General features: G+C 68.7%; 16 protein-coding genes. 9 read left to right on the top strand and 7 right to left on the bottom strand.

Features of this window, described 5'->3' with window-relative positions:
• Positions 1 to 8: 8 nt before the first annotated feature.
• A complete protein-coding gene (locus B7P44_RS25535) occupies positions 9 to 1,064 on the bottom strand; it encodes a bifunctional transcriptional activator/DNA repair enzyme AdaA (RefSeq protein ID WP_084908722.1) in 1,056 nt (351 codons plus the stop codon).
• Positions 1,051 to 1,824: an isocitrate lyase/PEP mutase family protein gene (locus B7P44_RS25530; protein ID WP_084908721.1), complete on the bottom strand. Its 774-nt coding sequence runs from the start codon at positions 1,822 to 1,824 to the stop codon at positions 1,051 to 1,053. Before B7P44_RS25530 ends, B7P44_RS25535 begins: the two co-directional genes overlap by 14 nt.
• 214 nt (positions 1,825 to 2,038) lie before the next feature.
• On the opposite strand from B7P44_RS25530, the gene B7P44_RS25525 reads away from it, so the two are divergent.
• The gene (locus B7P44_RS25525) at positions 2,039 to 2,803 is read left to right on the top strand and encodes a 2-keto-4-pentenoate hydratase (RefSeq protein ID WP_084908720.1); all 765 of its coding nucleotides are present in this window, start codon (positions 2,039 to 2,041) and stop codon (positions 2,801 to 2,803) included.
• Between the two features lie 17 nt (positions 2,804 to 2,820).
• Here B7P44_RS25525 and B7P44_RS25520 read toward each other — a convergent pair whose 3' ends face one another.
• Positions 2,821 to 3,546, bottom strand: a complete 726-nt coding sequence (locus B7P44_RS25520) for a glutathione S-transferase (protein WP_084908719.1) — start codon at positions 3,544 to 3,546, stop codon at positions 2,821 to 2,823.
• 564 nt (positions 3,547 to 4,110) lie between these two features.
• Here B7P44_RS25520 and B7P44_RS25515 point away from each other — a divergent pair.
• Complete coding sequence (locus B7P44_RS25515; RefSeq protein WP_167389824.1) at positions 4,111 to 4,548, top strand: carboxypeptidase-like regulatory domain-containing protein; 438 nt, start codon at positions 4,111 to 4,113, stop codon at positions 4,546 to 4,548.
• 44 nt (positions 4,549 to 4,592) lie between these two features.
• Here the strand turns inward: B7P44_RS25515 and B7P44_RS25510 are convergent, their stop codons facing one another.
• Entirely contained in the window at positions 4,593 to 5,207 is a 615-nt protein-coding gene (locus B7P44_RS25510) for a hypothetical protein (protein WP_084908717.1), read from the bottom strand.
• Positions 5,208 to 5,395: 188 nt separating this feature from the next.
• On the opposite strand from B7P44_RS25510, the gene B7P44_RS25505 reads away from it, so the two are divergent.
• From B7P44_RS25505 to pal, 4 genes are all read left to right on the top strand, one after another.
• Entirely contained in the window at positions 5,396 to 5,935 is a 540-nt protein-coding gene (locus tag B7P44_RS25505) for a DUF4142 domain-containing protein (RefSeq protein WP_088511582.1), read from the top strand.
• Positions 5,919 to 6,281, top strand: coding sequence for a cupredoxin domain-containing protein (locus B7P44_RS25500; protein WP_231716698.1), 363 nt, complete (start codon positions 5,919 to 5,921; stop codon positions 6,279 to 6,281). The genes B7P44_RS25505 and B7P44_RS25500 overlap by 17 nt, the downstream gene beginning before the upstream one ends.
• A gap of 22 nt (positions 6,282 to 6,303) precedes the next feature.
• Entirely contained in the window at positions 6,304 to 7,014 is a 711-nt protein-coding gene (locus B7P44_RS25495) for an RNA polymerase sigma factor (RefSeq protein ID WP_084908714.1), read from the top strand.
• Positions 7,015 to 7,596: 582 nt separating this feature from the next.
• Positions 7,597 to 8,094, top strand: a complete 498-nt coding sequence (gene pal, locus B7P44_RS25490) for a peptidoglycan-associated lipoprotein Pal (RefSeq protein WP_084908713.1) — start codon at positions 7,597 to 7,599, stop codon at positions 8,092 to 8,094.
• 93 nt (positions 8,095 to 8,187) lie between these two features.
• Here the strand turns inward: pal and B7P44_RS25485 are convergent, their stop codons facing one another.
• Genes B7P44_RS25485 through B7P44_RS25475 form a run of 3 tightly spaced genes read right to left on the bottom strand, consistent with a single transcriptional unit; the run spans position 8,188 to position 13,027 of the window.
• Positions 8,188 to 9,438 (bottom strand): cytochrome c, encoded by a 1,251-nt coding sequence (locus tag B7P44_RS25485; RefSeq protein WP_084908712.1) that lies wholly within the window; start codon positions 9,436 to 9,438, stop codon positions 8,188 to 8,190.
• Positions 9,435 to 10,151, bottom strand: coding sequence for a (2Fe-2S)-binding protein (locus B7P44_RS25480; protein ID WP_084908711.1), 717 nt, complete (start codon positions 10,149 to 10,151; stop codon positions 9,435 to 9,437). Before B7P44_RS25480 ends, B7P44_RS25485 begins: the two co-directional genes overlap by 4 nt.
• Complete coding sequence (locus tag B7P44_RS25475; protein ID WP_084908710.1) at positions 10,148 to 13,027, bottom strand: xanthine dehydrogenase family protein molybdopterin-binding subunit; 2,880 nt, start codon at positions 13,025 to 13,027, stop codon at positions 10,148 to 10,150. Before B7P44_RS25475 ends, B7P44_RS25480 begins: the two co-directional genes overlap by 4 nt.
• A 265-nt stretch (positions 13,028 to 13,292) precedes the next feature.
• On the opposite strand from B7P44_RS25475, the gene B7P44_RS25470 reads away from it, so the two are divergent.
• From B7P44_RS25470 to B7P44_RS25460, 3 genes are all read left to right on the top strand, one after another.
• Positions 13,293 to 14,840, top strand: a complete 1,548-nt coding sequence (locus B7P44_RS25470) for a sensor domain-containing diguanylate cyclase (protein ID WP_084908709.1) — start codon at positions 13,293 to 13,295, stop codon at positions 14,838 to 14,840.
• 211 nt (positions 14,841 to 15,051) lie between these two features.
• Positions 15,052 to 15,324 carry a hypothetical protein gene (locus B7P44_RS25465; protein ID WP_084908708.1) on the top strand — a complete coding sequence of 91 codons (273 nt, stop codon included), beginning with the start codon at positions 15,052 to 15,054 and terminating at the stop codon, positions 15,322 to 15,324.
• Between the two features lie 330 nt (positions 15,325 to 15,654).
• Positions 15,655 to 16,689, top strand: a complete 1,035-nt coding sequence (locus tag B7P44_RS25460; RefSeq protein ID WP_084910018.1) for a succinylglutamate desuccinylase/aspartoacylase family protein — start codon at positions 15,655 to 15,657, stop codon at positions 16,687 to 16,689.
• Positions 16,690 to 16,763 lie beyond the last annotated feature (74 nt).

The raw sequence follows: 16,763 nt of genomic DNA, 5'->3' as shown, positions 1-16,763 counted from the left end.
ACACTGGCCTAGCCACCGGAGGCATGCCGCCGCTCATGCTCCAGCAACCATTGCTTGCGAGCCAGGCCGCCGCCGTAGCCGGTCAGCGCGCCGTTCTTTCCGACCACCCGGTGACAGGGCACGACGATCGCCACGCGGTTGGCGCCGTTGGCGCCGGCCACTGCCCGCACCGTCTGCGGCTTGCCGAGTCGCTCGGCCTGCTCGGAATAGCTCGCGGTGCTGCCATAGGGAATGGCCTGGAGCGCTTGCCACACCGACTGCTGGAACCCGCTGCCGGGCGTATCGAGCGCCAGTTCGAATCGCTGGCGCTTGCCGGCGAAATACTCGCCGATTTCACGCTCGGCCTGGCGGGTGTGCGAGTTTTCCCCGGCGAGGATGCGCGCTTGCAAGCGCCTTTGCAGATCCTCGAACTCGGTCTCCAGCATCCGGCGGTCCACGAATTCCAGCAGGCAGACGCCGCGCTCAGTCGCACAGACGAACATCGGCCCCAACGGCGTGGTAAAGCGGTGAATGAGGATGACCTGGGCGGCCGCCGTCGGCGCGCCGCCGGTCAGCTTCTTGCAGGTATAGCCGAAGCCGCTGAGCGAATCGTAGCCGCTGTCGAGCGCGGCATCGGTTGCGCGGCGACCGGTCTTCAGCTCTTCCAGCGCCGTATTGATGCGCAGCGCGCGCTGAAACGCCTGAAAGCTCATCCCGTAGTGCTGCTGGAACCAGCGCCGGATGCGCTCCGGGCTGACACCGCGTTCCCTGAGGCGCCCATCGCTCAGGCGCTCCTTGGGATGCTGGCGCACCCACGCGATAGCCTCGGCCACGTCGGGCGGCGCGGCATTCGCGTTCTCGGTCGGCTTGCACACCTTGCACGGCCGGTAGCCGGCATCGAGCGCTTCCTTGAAGCCGGTGTAGAACACCACGTTCTCGCGCTTGGGCTTGCGCGCCCGGCAGGTGGCGATGCAGAACACGCCGGTGGTCTTCACCGCGACGTAGAAGATGCCGACATGGTCCGCCGCGCGCTCGACCAGCGCGCGGTAGTAGGCGTCGATTTGTCGGACATCAGTGACCAGCATGGTCGAATAGCACCCGGAAGGATTGTTCGTCGCGCACGGCGGTGAAGAGTTGCTGCAGGGTCTGCTTCACGCGCCCGTGCAGGAAATTGCCCATGCTGATGCGCTTGACGCCCAGCGCGGCGAGGCGCTCGAACGACGGCAGATTCGGCATGCACATCACGTTCAACGGCAAGGACACGCCCGCCACGATGGCGGCGATATCCGCGTCGTCGGTCACACAGGGCACGAACAGGCCGTCGGCGCCGCAGGCGGCATAACGCCGGCCGCGGGCGAGGGTCTCCTCACGAGCATTCGCCACGCCCAGCAGGAAGGTATCGGTGCGCACATTGACGAACAATTCCACGCCGGCTGCCTTCAAGCCGGCGTGGATGTCGCGCAGACGCCGGGCGAAGGCTTCAGCGTCCACCAATGTGCGCTGGCCGTTGCGCACCACGCTGTCCTCCAGATTGACACCGACCACCCCCATGGCAGCCAGCTCGCGCAGGTTGGCGACTACCGTCTCGGCCGTCTCGCCATAGCCAGCTTCCACGTCGACGGTCAGCGGCAGGTCGGTTGCCGCGCGCAAACGCGCGACCAGGGCTTGCAGCTCGGCAAAACTCAGACCCTCGCCGTCGGCATAGCCCAGCATATCGGCGATGGCCGCGCTGGACGTGCCGATGGCGGCATAGCCCGCAGCTTTCGCTGCGCGGGCGCTTGCGACATCCCAGACGTTGGCGAGCAGCAGCGGTTCGGCTTGATGGTGCAGTCGGGCAAAGTGCATGGATAGCTCCTTGATTGAACGTGGCGTCAGTATGTGCGTCCGGCTCATTGCGTCACAACCGAAAACCGGACAAGTATTTTTCGCCGGGATGTCGGCGGGACATTCAAGCATGGCATCGACGGGTCAACATGCCCACCCAAACCCGCTATCATCGATTCCTTCGCCTCCCCGGCCCGCCTCGCGCCGCGAGGCACCGCTGACTCCCGGAAACGACATGACAAACACTCCCGAACGCGTAGAAGGCGCCGCCCGGCATCTGCTTGCGGCCCGTCACGCCGGCGTCGCCGGTCCGCTCCTGCCGGACGCATACCGGCCCGACGACATCGAAACGGCCCTCGCGATCCAGCGCCGCGTCGTCGAACTGTCCGGCGAGGCGGTCGGCGGATGGAAATGCGCGCTGCCGCCGCCGGGGCGCGTCGTCGTCGCGCCGATCTTCGCATCGACGATCCACGCGTCGGGCGGCCCTTTCCACGTCGTTGCCGATGCGCCGACCGTCCGGATCGAACCGGAGATCGCGTTCGTGATCGACCGCGATCTGCCGCCGCGCGAGCAGCCCTACGACGAAGCCGACGTGCGCGGCGCGATCCGCGAGGTTCGTCTCGCGCTCGAAGTGCTCGGCTGCCGCTACGCGGAGCCGTCGCGGGCGACCGTGCCGGAACTGCTCGCGGATGGGCAATTCAACCAGGGCCTGTGTGTCGGGCCGGTCGTGCCTGGCGGCCTGCACGCGACGCTCGACGCGATTGCGCTCGAGTTGCACGGCGGCGTGAACCGGTCGATCGACGGCCGGCACCCGGACGGACATCCGCTCAGGCCGCTGCTGTGGCTCGTCAATTTCCTCGCCGCGCGCGGCGAATCCGTGCGGGCCGGCCAGATCGTGACGACGGGTTCGTATGCCGGTGCGATCGAAACCCCGCTCGGCCGGATGCTGACCGTACGATTCGGCGAGTTCGGGAATCTCGCGGTGGAACTGGTCGCCTGAGCTCATGGTCCGGCGCGCTACGCGTCCAGTTCCGGGTAATGCCGGAAGATCCCCTCTTCGTTGAACGGAATCCGCCGGTCGGACGCCAGGTAACGCGCGACCGGCGGATGCTGCGCAACCCGGTCGTGCAGGTCGATCAACCCGCGATGCTTCGGTGCGATGCGGGCCATCGCGTTCGGAAACGCGTAGCGCAGCCCTTCGATCAGCTGGAACATCGACAGATCCACGTAGCTGAGTTCGCCGCCCGCCATATAGCCGCTCTTGTGCGGGTTATGCGCGAGCACCTTGCCGAAGTAGCCGAGGAATTTCGGCACGCGATGCTTGAGGAAATCCTGCGTCCGCAGCGCGGCTTCCGCCATCTGATCCTCGTAATAGAGGCTGGCGGCGATCGGGTGATGGGTGTCGTGAATCTCGGCGACGAAGTCGGTCACCGTCAGCTGGAGCTGGTGGACCCACAGCCGCCCTGCTTCGTCCTGAGGCGCGAGGCCGTGCCGGCCGCCGAGGAACAGCAGGATGTTGGCGGTCTGCCCGATGATCTGGTCGCCGGCCTTCAGGAACGGCGGCGCGAACGGCAGGCATGCGTCGGAAGCGCTCTCCAGCACGCGCATCATGGCCGGCATGCCCATGCCGCGCCCGGATCGGCGCCCGACGTCCACGTAGTCGGCTTCGGCCGCTTCAAGCGCGAGCCGCACGAATTCGCCGCGACCCTGGATGCCGGGCCAGTAATAAAGCGCGTAGCGCATGTTGCCCTCCGCTCGGTTCGTTGAAAGCCGCAATTGCGTCGTTCGTCAGCTTAATACGTTGCCGGTTAAAAGGTGCGCGCTTAAGCCTGTCTTAATCCTTTCGACCTAGGCTGAAAGTGCCGTACCGTGAAGCGGCCATTCCGGCCGGGCGCGTCGTGCGTGGGCTGACGGCCACGCCATGCGACAGGAGCGAAGCATGGCACGCAACGCGTGACCACGCGTTGCAGTTCGATGTGACCGACTCGCCCCCGCTGCGGCTGGCGCGGCGCAGTCTCACCGCCCCTTTCCCCGCGCCCGCTGCCCCGCGTCCACCGCCACGGTCTGCTTGACGGTACGGCAAACGTCACGGCGCAAGCGTCGAAGGTCGGGCATTCACACCAGACCCGACCCTGAAAACGGCGAGCCGACGGCGTTCCTCTCGCCGCCGACCCGGCGCGCTTTCCCGAACGCCAATCCACAGCCGGTCCCGCCCCTGGCGCATGCCGTGATGCCATCCGGCGCAGCGCGCGCCGTCGCGCCGTTGTCATGTGCGGTTTCGCATGGCGCCAACGGAGGGAGGTCACGATGAAACGCTTATCCACCTTGAAGCTGGGGGTTGCCGCCGTGGCGATCGGCCTGGGTGGCCAGCATGCGCTGGCCGCCGATGTAGCCTCGCTGCCGCCGCCCAATCACGAGGGCCCGGTCGCCTATGTATCGGGCGGCATCGGCAGCGATCAGTCGGCCGCGCTCAAGCAGCAGATGCGCGACTATTCGCTGGTGCTCGAGTTCGCCGGACGAACCGTCAGCGGCAACAACGACTATCTGGCGGACATCCCCGTGAATGTCACCGACGCGCACGGCCATCAGGTCCTGTCGACCGTGACCGAGGGGCCGTTCCTGCTGGCCGCGCTGCCTGCCGGCCGCTATTCGGTGACCGCGACCTACAACGGTCAGACCCAGCGGCGCAGCGTGCAGGTGCAGGCGTCGTCGCACGTTCACGAAGTGTTCGTCTGGAAGATGTGACGGGCGCCGCGATGCCACGCGGCACGGCAATTGCGTCGCAGTGACTATGGCGACGCGCGGCCTGCCGCTGCCGGTCCAGGCTGGGCGTCAGCCGCGGCTTGGTCCGGCGCAGGCGACGCATCGGGATCGACACGGCGTTCGCGATCGTCGTCCCCATCCGGCGGAGCCGCCTTGCCGGCTTTCGACAGCCGTGCGAGCCGCCGGTGCAGCCATCCCGACAGCACGCCCGACGTGATGAACGCGTCGGCGATCGCGATCACGTCGAGGCCGCTGATCTCGTCGTCGAACCAGTGCGTCAGGTAAGCGCGTACAAAGACGTGGCCGATCATCGTCGCCGTGCCGACGAGCATGCCGAGCAGTACGAACCAGCGGCGGCGCATGCGCGGGCCGAGCGCGCCCATGATGCCGCCGGTCACGGCAATCGGCAGGAAATAGCCGAACAGGAACGAGCCGAACAGCACCAGCAGCGCCATGCCGGCGCAAATCTTCAGGGTGTCCCAGAAAGGCAGGCCGAGCGCGGACCAGATGATCAACGCAATCGTCGGCGCGACGAGCGCGGCGACGAGCGGCCCGCCGATCGCGAACGCCGCGACGCCGAACACGGCGCGGTCGAAGGGGGAATACGGTTTGCGCGGCTGGCTTCGAGCGGCAGTCGTCATGGTTCTTGTCGGTGATCGGAATGGCGGCCCGCCGAAGTGTATCAAGCCGGCGCGCAATCGAACCTTCCCCCGCGGCCCTCCGGAAACGGGCACGCGACACGCGACATCCAATCGAATGAGCGGCCCCGAGCCGCGTCCGCGTGACGGCGTGATTCCGTCAGCCAATGTCCGGAGGAATGCAAATGAACATGACCCTCGATGCCGCGCTATGCGGCGCGCTGCTCGCCGTCGCCCTCCCCGTGTCCGCGCAGCAGGCCGGCCCGACCGACCCGCAGATCGCGGCGATCGTCGTCACCGCCAACCAGGTCGACATCGACGCGGGGAAACTGGCGGAATCGAAAACCCGCAACAAGGACGTCAAGGCCTTCGCCGATCGCATGGTGACCGACCACACCGGGGTCAACAAGGCGGCGAGCGACCTCGTGCGCAAGCTGGGCGTGACGCCCGAAGACAACCCGACCAGCATGAATCTCAAGCAAGGCGGCGATACCAATCTGCAGAACCTCGGCAAGCTCGACGGCGCGCGTTTCGACCGCGCGTACATCGATCATGAGGTGACCTATCATGAAGCCGTGCTCGATGCGATCGATCACACGCTGATTCCGTCGGCGAAGAATGCCGAGCTGAAGACGCTGCTCGTGAAGAGCGAGCCGGCGTTCGTCGCGCACCTCGAACATGCGCGGCATCTGCAGTCGACGCTGGGGAAAGGCGGTGGCGGCGCGCAATGACGCGCTGACGGCGCCGTCGCGGTGCGGCATCGGTGCTCGATCGGCGGTGGCGGCAGCGCTGCTGTGCGCGCTATTCGCGGCGCCTGTGGCTAGCGCGGACTCGCATGTGATCGTGGTCGAGCAGATGCGCTTCACGCCGGCCGAGCTGACCGTGCATCGCGGCGACGAAGTGACCTGGGTCAACCACGACCTGTTTCCGCATACGGCGAGCGCGGACGGCCACGGGTTCGATTCCGGCAGCATCGCGCCGCAGGCGTCGTGGCATTACGTGGCGCGCGAGCGCGGCCGGTTCCCCTACTCGTGCACGTTCCATCCGACGATGCACGGCACGTTGATCGTCCGTTAGATTCGCCGACGAGGTGTCGCCCATGACGACGGTTGTCGATTCACATGTGCTTGCGCCTTCCGGCGACGAACCCGACCTGATCCGCCGGATCGTCGCCGGCGATCCGGACGCGTTCGAGCGGGTGATGCGCCGCCACAACCGGCGCCTGTACCGGCTGGCCCGCGCGGTGCTGCGCGACGACGCGGAAGCCGAGGACGCGCTGCAGGTCGCGTACCTGTGCGCGTACCGGTCGATCGCGCGCTTTCGCGGCGACGCGGCGCTCGGCACGTGGCTGTCGCGGCTGGTGCTGAACGAATGCTTCGGCCGCGTGCGGCGCGCGAGACGGCGCGCCGGCGCGCTGCCGATGCGCGACGTCGGCGACGCGTTCGACGAGGCAGACATGATCGATTTCTCGCCCGATTCGCCCGAGCGGTCGGCGGCGTGCGCCGAGTTGCGCAACCTGCTGGAGCGCCGGATCGATGCGTTGCCGCCGGCCTTCCGGATCGTGTTCGTGATGCGCTCGGTGGAGGAAATGACCGTCGAGGAAACCGCGCAATGCCTCGCGTTGCCCGAGGCGACGGTGCGCAGCCGGCATCATCGCGCGCGGCGGATGCTGCGTGCGTCGCTGACGCTCGATCTCGACATGGCCGGCCGCGACGCGTTCGATTTTCGCGGGGCGCAATGCGACCGGGTGGTCGCGCAGGTGCTGGCGCGGCTGGGGGAAGACGATCCCGGCGAGGCGCAGGATGCCTGAGCGTTCGGGCGCGTCCGCGGGTTCCCGTTCAACCGCCGCAATCTCGAAAACGGGAACGCGAGGCGGGCCCGGACATGGAATAAGCCGGCTGCCCCGAACGTTACGTGATCGCGCGGGCGCCTGGACCGGCCGGTTGGCCGGACGACGCGATCGGGCCGCCCGCACGTCGATAGGAGGCTGAGATGAAATCGACAGCGTTTGTTGCAGCCGTGGTTGCGGCGCTGACGCTCCTGCTTTCCGCGGGATGCATGTCCGACAACGGCGCTTCGCAGAACCACGCGGTCGGCCGTTACGGCGGAGCGGGCGGGGGTGGAAGCGGCGGCGGTGGTGGTGGGGGCGGCGGCGGATACTGACCGGTTGCGTTCCACCGTATGGCCCGCGTCGCGCGAGCGCCGCGGCGCCTGACCCTTTCCTTTCAGGGCATGGCCTTCCCGTCGGCCGGCGTTACGCTGGCCGGCCGCGTGCCCCGTCCCCGATCTCTCCGCCGGCCCCGGCCCGAACCTGGCGACGAACAGGTCACGTTATGACGTTTATCTCCTAATCTGATTGCAGCGGTACAAGCAACACCGCAGGAGACGAACGATGGACAAAACGAACCGATACGCGGTGATCGTGGTTCTGGCTCTGCTGGGGGGCTGCCACCACGCTGCGAAGACGCCGGAGAACGCCGGCATGAATCAGGGCGCCGGTGGCCAGGCACTCGGCACGCCGTCGGTCGTGACCGACGAGCTCAACAATCCGAACAGCCCGCTCGCCAAGCGCAGCATCTATTTCGATTTCGACGCCTACGACGTGAAACCGGAATACCGGACGCTGCTGCAGGCGCATGCCGATTACCTGCGCCGCCACCCGGCGCAGCGCGTGCTGATCCAGGGCAATACCGACGAGCGCGGCACGTCCGAATACAACCTCGCGCTCGGCGAACGCCGCTCGCAAGCGGTGATGGGCGTGCTGGTGACGCTGGGCGTGCCGGAGACGCAGCTCGAAGCCGTCAGCTTCGGCAAGGAAAAACCGGTGGCGCTCGGTCACGACGAGGCGTCGTGGTCGCAGAACCGGCGTGCCGACATGGTCTATCGTTGACGCGTGCCTGCCGGCGTGTGTCGGCGGGACGGAGCACCGCGCACGGTTGCCGGAAACCGGCCGCCTCGCGTCGCGGCGCCCCGCCCTGCTCCGTCAGCGCATCGCCTTCACGTCGGCCGGCGTGACGCTGGCCGGCTGCCCGCCCCACGTCGCGCGCAGGTAGTTCGACAGCTGTGCGAGTTCATCATCGCTCAGCGTCCCGGCGAAGCCCGGCATCGGCTGCATGTTTTCGACGCCGGCGAACTTCTGCTCGTCGATGCCGTCGAGCATCGCGACGAGCAGGTTGCGCGGATCGCCCTGCCGCAGCGTCGAGTTGCCGTTCATCGGCACCGCGACGTGCGGCTTGCCCTCGCCGTTCAGTCCGTGACAGCCCGCGCACACCGCGACGTAGACCGAGCGGCCCGCCGCGAGTTGCGCGGCGTCGGCCGACACCGGCTTGACCGGTTGCGGCGCCGGCGCCTTGTCGCCGAGCAGGTACACGGACAGCCCGCGCAGGTCGTCCTTCGTCAGGTGCTGCGTGCTCAGGTGCACGACCGGATACATCTCGCCGAACGCGGAGCCTTGCGGCGCGATGCCGACGCTGAAGAAGGTCTGCAGGTCCGCGCCCGTCCAGCCGCGCGCGGCGAGGCCCGCCGGCGTGATGTCAGGAGCCGCCACGCGGCCGAGCGCGGCGCCCGCGAACGGCTTCGCGCCGTCGAGCTGGCCCGTGAAGCTGCGCGGCGTATGGCATTCCGCGCAGTGGCCGAGCGCGTTCGCGACGTAGCGGCCGCGCCGCCAGTCGGCGGACTGGCCGCTCGACGCGTCCGGCAGGCTGTCCTTCAGGAACAGCAGGTCCCAGACCGCCATCCCGACTCGCAGGTTGTACGGGAACTGCAGCTCGTGCGGCCGGTTTTCCTGCGCGGCCGGCCTGACCGACATCAGGTATGCGTACATCGCGTCGGTGTCGGCGCGCGTGAGCTGCCGGTACGACGTATACGGCATCGACGGATACAGTCGCTTGCCCGGCGCCTTGCCGTCGTGCAGCGCGGCGTAGAAGTCGCCGGCGCTCCAGCTGCCGATGCCCTGGTCCTTGTCCGGCGTGATGTTCGAGCCGTAGAACGTGCCGTACGGCGAATCGAGCTTCGCGCCGCCGGCGAACGGCGCGCCGTCCTTCGCGGTATGGCACGCGGCGCAGTCGGCCGCCTTGACGAGATAGCGGCCGCGCGCGATCTGCTCGGGCGTCGGCGCGGTGCCGGCGGCCGGCGCGTCGTGGCCGCCGCAGGCGGCGAGCGTCAGCGCGCAGGCGGCCGCGAGCGCGGGCACGCGGGCAACGCGCGCGGCCCGTTGGGCGAATGTGCGTGTCATGCGGTGTCCTTCACGAGTCCCGGCGTCGTCATCACGACGTCCTTCACCGCTTCGTAGTAGCGGACATAGCCGGTGCAGCGGCAGATGTGCGCGTCGAGCGCCTCGGTGATCGTGCGTTCGACGTCGGCCTTCGCGACCGGCTGGCGCTTCAGCCGCTCGATCAGCACCGTGGCGGCGTTGACGAAGCCCGGCGTGCAGTAGCCGCACTGGAAGCTGAAATGCTCGAGGAATTTCTGCTGGATCGGCGACAGCTCGACCACTTCGCCCGCATCGTTGCGCTTCGCGTGGCCTTCGATCGTGCGGATCGAGCGGCCGTGGAAGAAATGCGCGCCGGTGATGCAGCTGCGGACTTCCTCGCTCGTGCCGTCGGGCTTGTCGAGGATCACGACGCACGCGTGGCAGATGCCCTGCCCGCAGCCGAGCCGCGAACCGGTCAGGCCCGCATATTCGTGCAGGAACTCGATCATCATCAGCCCTTCAGGCACCTGCATCGGGCCGACGGACTGGCCGTTGATGGTCACCGACAGCGGCTTCGGCTGATAGCGGACGAGCGGGCGCTCGACCGGCGCCGCAGGCGCGGCCGCTTGCGCCGGCACGGCGGCGGATGCCGGGACCGGTGCGCTGGCGGCGCCGGCGGACGCGGCGGCCGGGGGAACGACGCCGGCGGCGCTGGTGGCGCTGGCAGCCGACGCGGCGGTTTGGGCGGTCGTCATGCGAGCACCTCCTGGATCTTTTGCGGGGTCACCGGCAAGTCGGTGAAACGATGGCCGATCGCGTGCGCGATGCCGTTCACGATCGCGCCGACGACCGGGATCATCACCACTTCGGCGACGCCCTTCGGCGGATCGGTTTCGGACAACGGCGGCAGCACTTCGCCCGTCTGCGTCCACACGGCGACGTCGGACGCGCGCGGCAGCTGGTAGCGGTTGAAGTTCCACGTGCCGTTGCCCGGGCCGTCCTCGTACAGCGGCAGGTATTCGTGCAGCGCGTGGCCGATGCCCATCGCGAGGCCGCCCTGCAGCTGGCCCGACACGAGCTGCGGCGAGATCTGGTTGCCGCACTCCATGATCGAATGGTGCGTGAGCAGCTCGACCTTGCCGGTCGACTCGTGCACGGCCAGCTCGACGAGCGTGCCGACCGCGGTGTAGTACGTGACGGCCGCGTTGTTGCGGCTCGTCGGCGGGATGAACACGCGCTTGCGGTCGAGCACGCGGTAGCCGTTCGCGGTCGGCGGCAGCGTGCCGCGCATCGCGGTCGCGCCGGCCGGCGCAGCGGTGCCCGGCACCGGCCCGTTCCCGTCGCCGGTCTTCGGCGCGCCCATGCGCAGCGACAGCCCGTCGATCGGCAAGCGCTCGACGGCGCCGCCGACTTCGAACTCGGCGTCGGTCCACTGCCAGCGGTTGAACACGTGCACGACGGCGCCGGTCGGCAGGCCGAGCGCATGCGCCTGCTTCGCGAGCTGCTCGAACGACAGCGGCTCGAGGCCGTCGGCGGTCAGCTTGCCGTCGACCCAGCGCGCATCCTCGATGCGGACCGTGTACGGCGCGGCCTGGCCGCCGCCGAGGCCGCGGGTCCAGATCGACATCGCCGCGGGCCACAGCCCGTAGCGGAACACCGCGCGCGCGGCTTCGCGCGTGCTGTGCGTGAAGTAGTACGCGGAATTCGTCGCGCTCGACGGCGACGCGTAGCTCGGCGACCAGCGCGGGTTCGCGCTCAGCCGGTCCTGGTCGGCCTGCGACATCAGGTACGGATCGCCGCTCGTCTCGACCGGCAGGTCCGGCCACTCCGTCACCGCGACGCGCACCTCCGTCGCCGGCCGGCCGAGCCATTTCGCGACCGCGACGGCCTGCGACGTCGACATCCCCGTGCCGATCTCGGCGGCCGTGTGATGCAGCGTGACCTGGCCGTTCTCGTCGAACTCGACCTTCGCGAACGACGCTTCCGCGCCGGTGCCGAAGTCCTTCTGCACGCACGAGAAGCCGACGCCGTAGCGCCGGCCCGGATGCGCGGCCTCGAATTCGGCCTTGCGCGCCGCGCGGCGCGTCCACAGCGGATGCTGCCGCGCGCGTTCGAGCACCTCGTCGACGCGCAGCGCGCCGGCGGGAATCGCGCCTTGGGTGTTCTTCATGCCCGAGCGCAGCGCGTTCTTCAGGCGGAACTCGATCGGATCGATCTGCAGCTGCGCGGCGATCTCGTCGATCGCCATCTCGGTCGCGGCCATGCTCTGCAGCGTGCCGTAGCCGCGCGCGGAGCCGGCGTCGATCGCGCGCGACGCGATCGCGACCGCGGCGAGATCGCTCTTCGGGAAGTAGTAGATCGACTGCGCGGCGGTGGCGCCGACCATCGCGACCGACGGCGAGAAGTTGCTGCGGCCGCCGCCGTTCGCCTCGAAGTCGCCCTTGAACGACTGCAGCAGGCCCGTGTTGCGGTCGACGGCGATCCGGTAGCGCATCCTGAACGCATGGCGCTTGAGCGACGTCTGGAACTGCTCGTAGCGGTCGTTCGCGAAGCGCACCGGGCGGCCGTCCGCGTACAGCGCGCACACGAGGCCGTAGAACGGCACGTTGAAGTGGTCCTTCGACCCGTAGCCCACGGTGTAGCACGGATGCACGAACAGTTTCTTCACCGGGAAGCGGCACTTCGCGACCATCGCCGCGGCATTTTCCGCGACTTCGAGCGGCGACTGGGTCGGCACGACGAGGTGCAGCGCCTGCGTCGCGGCGTCGTACCAGCAGTTCGCATTGTCGGGTTCGAGCGCGGCGGTGTCGACCGACTGCGTGTTGTATTCGCGGTCGAACACGAGCCAGTCGGCGGACGGATGATCGAGCTCGTCGGCGATCCGCGCCGCGTGGAACATCCCCTGCTCGTCGAGCTTGCCGTGCTCCTTGCCGTCCGGCCATACCGGCTGGTGCTTGCGCATCATGCTCGGGAAGATCGGCGCGTCCTTCAGGCTCGAATAGGCGTCGTCGTCATAGGCGCTCTTGCCGCCGACGCGCACGTAGCGAAACGTGCCCCACGGGTCGCGTTCGAGCGGGCCCGTGACCGCGCCGTAGCGGATCACGTCGTCGCGGAACTTGAGCAGGTTCTTCGCGAAGCGGAAGCGCGCGAAGTCGTGGTAGATCAGGATCGCGACCGCATGGCCGAGATACGCGGGCGTCTTGCCGGCGGGCAGCAGCATGTCGTCGCCGTAGAACGCCGGGAACGCGACGCCGTCGCGCGCGAGATCGTCGGCGGTGACGATGCGGTCCGGCTTCAGGTCGTCGCCGAGCAGCGACAGGTCGAAGCCCTCGTAGACGCGGTCGGCCTGCGCGACGCGCAGGATCAGCGCGTGCGACTGCTGCTGCGGCCAGTGCGGCATGTCGGCCGCGCGGACGTCACGCGCGAACACTTTCGCGCCGGTGACCTTCGCGATGCCGTCGATGCGGAATTGCGGGATGCCGGTCACGCTGTTCCACTTGACCGGGGTGAGGAGCTTTTCTTCGAAGAGTGCTGCGAATGCGCGGCTGCCGATGGGCGCGACGTAGACTGCGACGCCCGCCAGCACGCTGGCTTTCAGAAAACCTCGCCGTGACAGGCCGTGGTTTTTCATGGGGGGACCTCCTGGTGCGGCTCGCGAAGGCGGGCGGGTGTCGCGGCGTTCGGAGCGGCGCGCATTCTGTCATTTTTTACAGGATGACGGCTATAGCGTTTCTCACATGTATTACTTATTGGAATGCATATAACGGTCGACGCACGGGGGCGCCCGACCGGACCGCCATGTTTCGTGCTATGGTCGTGCGCATCCGGCGAACGGTTTCTCCCGCAACGTTGCCGCGCGGGCGTCGCCAGCCCTCATCGCGTCGAGGTTATCGATCATGGCAGTCAGGGCGTCACTCCTGCACTCCGTTCTCGCTACGCCTCCTTCCGGCAATCACCGCGTCACGGCGGCGTTGCGCCCGTCCCTCCTCTCCACCCTGTTCGAAGACATCCGGCCGATGTTCCTGTCCGGCCTCGCGAGCGGCTTCGTCGCGGCCGTCGCGCTGTTCCGGCTGCAGCAGACGTGGTGTCTCGTCTGGCTGATCGCCGACGTGGGCCTGCTCGCCGCGCGGGTCGCGATCGCGCGCGTCTGCGTCGCGCGCCGGGAACCCGGCGACGACCGCACCGAGTACTGGGCGCGACGCTACGCGCCGGTGTCGCTCGTCGCGTGCTTCCTGCTCGGCCTCGGCACGATGGGCTGCGTGGAGGCCGCGGACGTCGAGCTGGGCACGCTGTCGGTGCTGGTCGCGGGCGGCGTGTTCGGCGGGATCGCGTCGCGCAATTCGGCGCTGCCGCGTCTCGCGATGACGCAGATCACGCTCGGCGTGCTGCCGATCGGCCTCGGCGCGCTGCTGGCGCCGCGCAGCGGCGCATGGCTGCTGCTGCCGCCGATCGCGATCTACCTCGTCGCGATGCGCACGGTCGTGCAGCGGCATTACAAGGTGCTGGTCGCGCTGATCGCCGCGCGCCAGCGCAACGCCGAACTCGTCGCGCGCTTCGACGCCGCGCTCACGCACATGCCGCACGGGCTGTGCATGGTCGACGGCGAGAACCGGGTGATCGTCGCGAACCGGCGCACCGCGCAACTGTTCGGCTCGCCGCGCGAGATCATGCTGGACATGCCGTTTCCGGACGCCGTCGCGGCGCTCGGCGCGGGCGTGGCCGCCGACCCGGACGGCGCCGAGCTGACCGCGCGCTGCGCCGGCTGGCTTGACCGCGAGCCCGCGCCGTTCGAGATCACGCTGGCCGACGGGCGGCAGCTCGAGATGACGCGCCGCCAGGTGCCGGACGGCAACGCGGTGATCATCGTCGAGGACGTTACCGCCCGCCGCCGCGCGGAGATGCATATCCGCCACCTGGCGCGGCACGATGCGCTGACGGGCCTGCCGAACCGGCACGAGCTCCACGCGGAGCTCAAGCGCATGCTCGCGCGGCGCACGCGGCGTCATGGCCTCGCGCCGGCCGTCATGTACCTGGATCTCGACGGCTTCAAGGCGATCAATGACCGCTTCGGCCACCACGCCGGCGACGACGTGCTGACGCAGGTCGCCGCGCGTCTCAGCGAGACGCTGCCGCCGGGCGAGCTGGTGGCGCGGGTCGGCGGCGACGAGTTCGTCGTCGCGATCGACGACACGACGATGCAGGCGTGTTCAGTCCAGGCCGCGCAGATCATCCGGCGGATTTCCGTGCCGTATACGCTGTCGATCGGCGCGACCGTGAGCCTCGGCATCAGCATCGGGATCGCGCTCGACCGCGATTGCGACACGCCCGAAGAGCTGATCCGGCAGGCGGACAGCGCGCTGTACGATGCGAAGTCGTCCGGCAAGGGGATCTACCGGTTCTATTCGAACGGCAGCCGGAGCGTCGCGCCGGCCGCGGCGGGCTGACGGCGCGCACGATTCCTCCTCCCGGTTTCATGCGCGATACGATTCAAGCGCCGCACGCGGCGTCACGTTACATGTTCCGTAACATCGGGCCGAACGGGCCGCGCAGTTCGTGGCAGAAGCCTGCACGATCGGCGCATCGGCGGGGTATTCCAGGCTGGCATTCTTATTGCTGTTCAACGGGTACCAACGAACGTGCCCGGGGAGCGCAATCATGGATACCGTCGAAGTCATCTGCTGCAACGAGCCGATCAACGAAAAGAGCGTGATCGACGGCGCCGCGCTGATCCGCCGCCTGACCACCGTCCGCAGTTCCGACCCGCGCGACACCGAGTGCATGGACAACCCGCCGCTGACGCTGTACGGCGCATATCGCCAGGGCGTCGAGGATTACGCCGCGCGCCGCGCGAATCCGTATCGCGCGGGCAGCCGCTTCTGGGCGCTGTGGGAAGAAGGACGTATCGAGGCTGAAACCGCCGGGCGGTGACGCCAGGCGCGCGCCGGCGCCGCGCCGAAGCAGGCGGCAGCGCGCGATGCGGTGCATTTGCCGCCGTCGGCATGACGCCGGGTGGTTTCATCGATGCAACCGCGGCGATCGTTACGCGAAGCGATTCTTCCCGAGATTTCCTGTAGCCGAACGACGCGCGCGAGCCTTCGACGCGAAGCTGCGCCCGATGCGTGACCGGCGCGCGCCGTCCGGCCGACCGGCGCATTGCGCGCGTTGACCGATCCGCTCCGCGCAGGCCGTCCGTCCGCCGCGCCCCGCCCGTTTCCCGATAAGATGGCGCATGCCACGCCCGACACGCCCCTCCCGAACATGACCGCCACTTACCAGCCCAGCAACCCGATCCGCTGCGAAATCGACCTCGATGCTCCCGGCAAGCACGCGGGCTATCTGCGCCTGCCGCATTCGGTGCACCGCTCCGCCTACGGGTGGCTGCCGATCCCGATCGCATCGATCCGCAACGGCGACGGCCCGGTCGCGCTGGTGATGGCCGGCAACCACGGCGACGAATACGAAGGCCAGATCATCGTGTCGCAGCTGATGCGCGAGATCGAGCCGGAGATGGTCACCGGGCAGCTGATCCTGCTGCCGATGGCGAACTTCCCCGCGGCGGACGCGGGCCTGCGCGTGTCGCCGCTCGACGGCGGCAACCTGAACCGCAGCTTTCCCGGCGATCCGGCCGGCACGCCGACGCAGATGATTGCCCATTACATCGAGCACGCGCTGCTGTCCCGCGCGCAATACCTCATCGACCTGCATTCGGGGGGCAGCTCGCTGCTCTATCACAGCGGCAACATGCTCGCGATCGATCCGCTCGACGCGGACGAGGCCGCGCGGCTCAACGCGCTGCTGGTCGCGTTCGGGCTGCCGAACGCGTTGCTGCACGCGCCGAATCCCGTGCATTCGGCGTCGGCCGCGCGCCGCCAGGGCGCGATCTCGATCGTCACCGAGCTCGGCGGCGCGGGCATGGCCGATCCGGCGCTGATCCGGCTCGGCCGCCACGGGCTGCTGCACTACCTCGGCTTCATCGGCCTGCTGCACGGCGCGCTCGTGCCCGACGCGCCGCCGACCGTCACGCGCTTCATGCGGGTCGACGGCGAGCGTCACCATGTGTATGCGTACGAGCGCGGCCTCTACGAACCGCTCGCCGAACTCGGCGACCGGGTGCACGCCGGACAGCCGGCCGCCTGGGTGCACTTCCCCGACACGCCGCTGCGCGAGCCGGTGCTGCACCGCTTCGCGGGCGACGGCGAAGTGGTCTGCAAGCGCGTGCAGGCCCAGGTGCAGCGCGGCGACTGCCTGTTCCAGCTCGCGGAGCCGGCTGAGCCGCCCGGCATCGGCCAATAGGCCAAAACCGGATCCTTCTTTTCCCCATGCTGTCTGCCATACGTGGCGGACGGCATGCGTGCGCCATTAACCAA

This window comes from Burkholderia ubonensis subsp. mesacidophila, assembly GCF_002097715.1.
Taxonomy (GTDB): domain Bacteria; phylum Pseudomonadota; class Gammaproteobacteria; order Burkholderiales; family Burkholderiaceae; genus Burkholderia; species Burkholderia mesacidophila.
Note: the sequence above shows the minus strand (reverse complement) of the source record. Positions and strands in the feature narration are given on the sequence as shown.

Bases quoted from the DNA above. Each gene is read 5' to 3' on its own strand.
- B7P44_RS25460 (WP_084910018.1), top strand. From the start codon at position 15,655: ATGACCGCCACTTACCAGCCCAGCAACCCGATCCGCTGCGAAATCGAC.
- B7P44_RS25520 (WP_084908719.1), bottom strand. From the start codon at position 3,546: ATGCGCTACGCGCTTTATTACTGGCCCGGCATCCAGGGTCGCGGCGAA.
- B7P44_RS25485 (WP_084908712.1), bottom strand. From the start codon at position 9,438: ATGACACGCACATTCGCCCAACGGGCCGCGCGCGTTGCCCGCGTGCCC.
- B7P44_RS25470 (WP_084908709.1), top strand. From the start codon at position 13,293: ATGGCAGTCAGGGCGTCACTCCTGCACTCCGTTCTCGCTACGCCTCCT.
- B7P44_RS25510 (WP_084908717.1), bottom strand. From the start codon at position 5,207: ATGACGACTGCCGCTCGAAGCCAGCCGCGCAAACCGTATTCCCCCTTC.
- B7P44_RS25505 (WP_088511582.1), top strand. From the start codon at position 5,396: ATGACCCTCGATGCCGCGCTATGCGGCGCGCTGCTCGCCGTCGCCCTC.
- B7P44_RS25525 (WP_084908720.1), top strand. From the start codon at position 2,039: ATGACAAACACTCCCGAACGCGTAGAAGGCGCCGCCCGGCATCTGCTT.
- B7P44_RS25530 (WP_084908721.1), bottom strand. From the start codon at position 1,824: ATGCACTTTGCCCGACTGCACCATCAAGCCGAACCGCTGCTGCTCGCC.
- B7P44_RS25535 (WP_084908722.1), bottom strand. From the start codon at position 1,064: ATGCTGGTCACTGATGTCCGACAAATCGACGCCTACTACCGCGCGCTG.
- B7P44_RS25515 (WP_167389824.1), top strand. From the start codon at position 4,111: ATGAAACGCTTATCCACCTTGAAGCTGGGGGTTGCCGCCGTGGCGATC.
- pal (WP_084908713.1), top strand. From the start codon at position 7,597: ATGGACAAAACGAACCGATACGCGGTGATCGTGGTTCTGGCTCTGCTG.
- B7P44_RS25495 (WP_084908714.1), top strand. From the start codon at position 6,304: ATGACGACGGTTGTCGATTCACATGTGCTTGCGCCTTCCGGCGACGAA.
- B7P44_RS25465 (WP_084908708.1), top strand. From the start codon at position 15,052: ATGGATACCGTCGAAGTCATCTGCTGCAACGAGCCGATCAACGAAAAG.
- B7P44_RS25480 (WP_084908711.1), bottom strand. From the start codon at position 10,151: ATGACGACCGCCCAAACCGCCGCGTCGGCTGCCAGCGCCACCAGCGCC.
- B7P44_RS25475 (WP_084908710.1), bottom strand. From the start codon at position 13,027: ATGAAAAACCACGGCCTGTCACGGCGAGGTTTTCTGAAAGCCAGCGTG.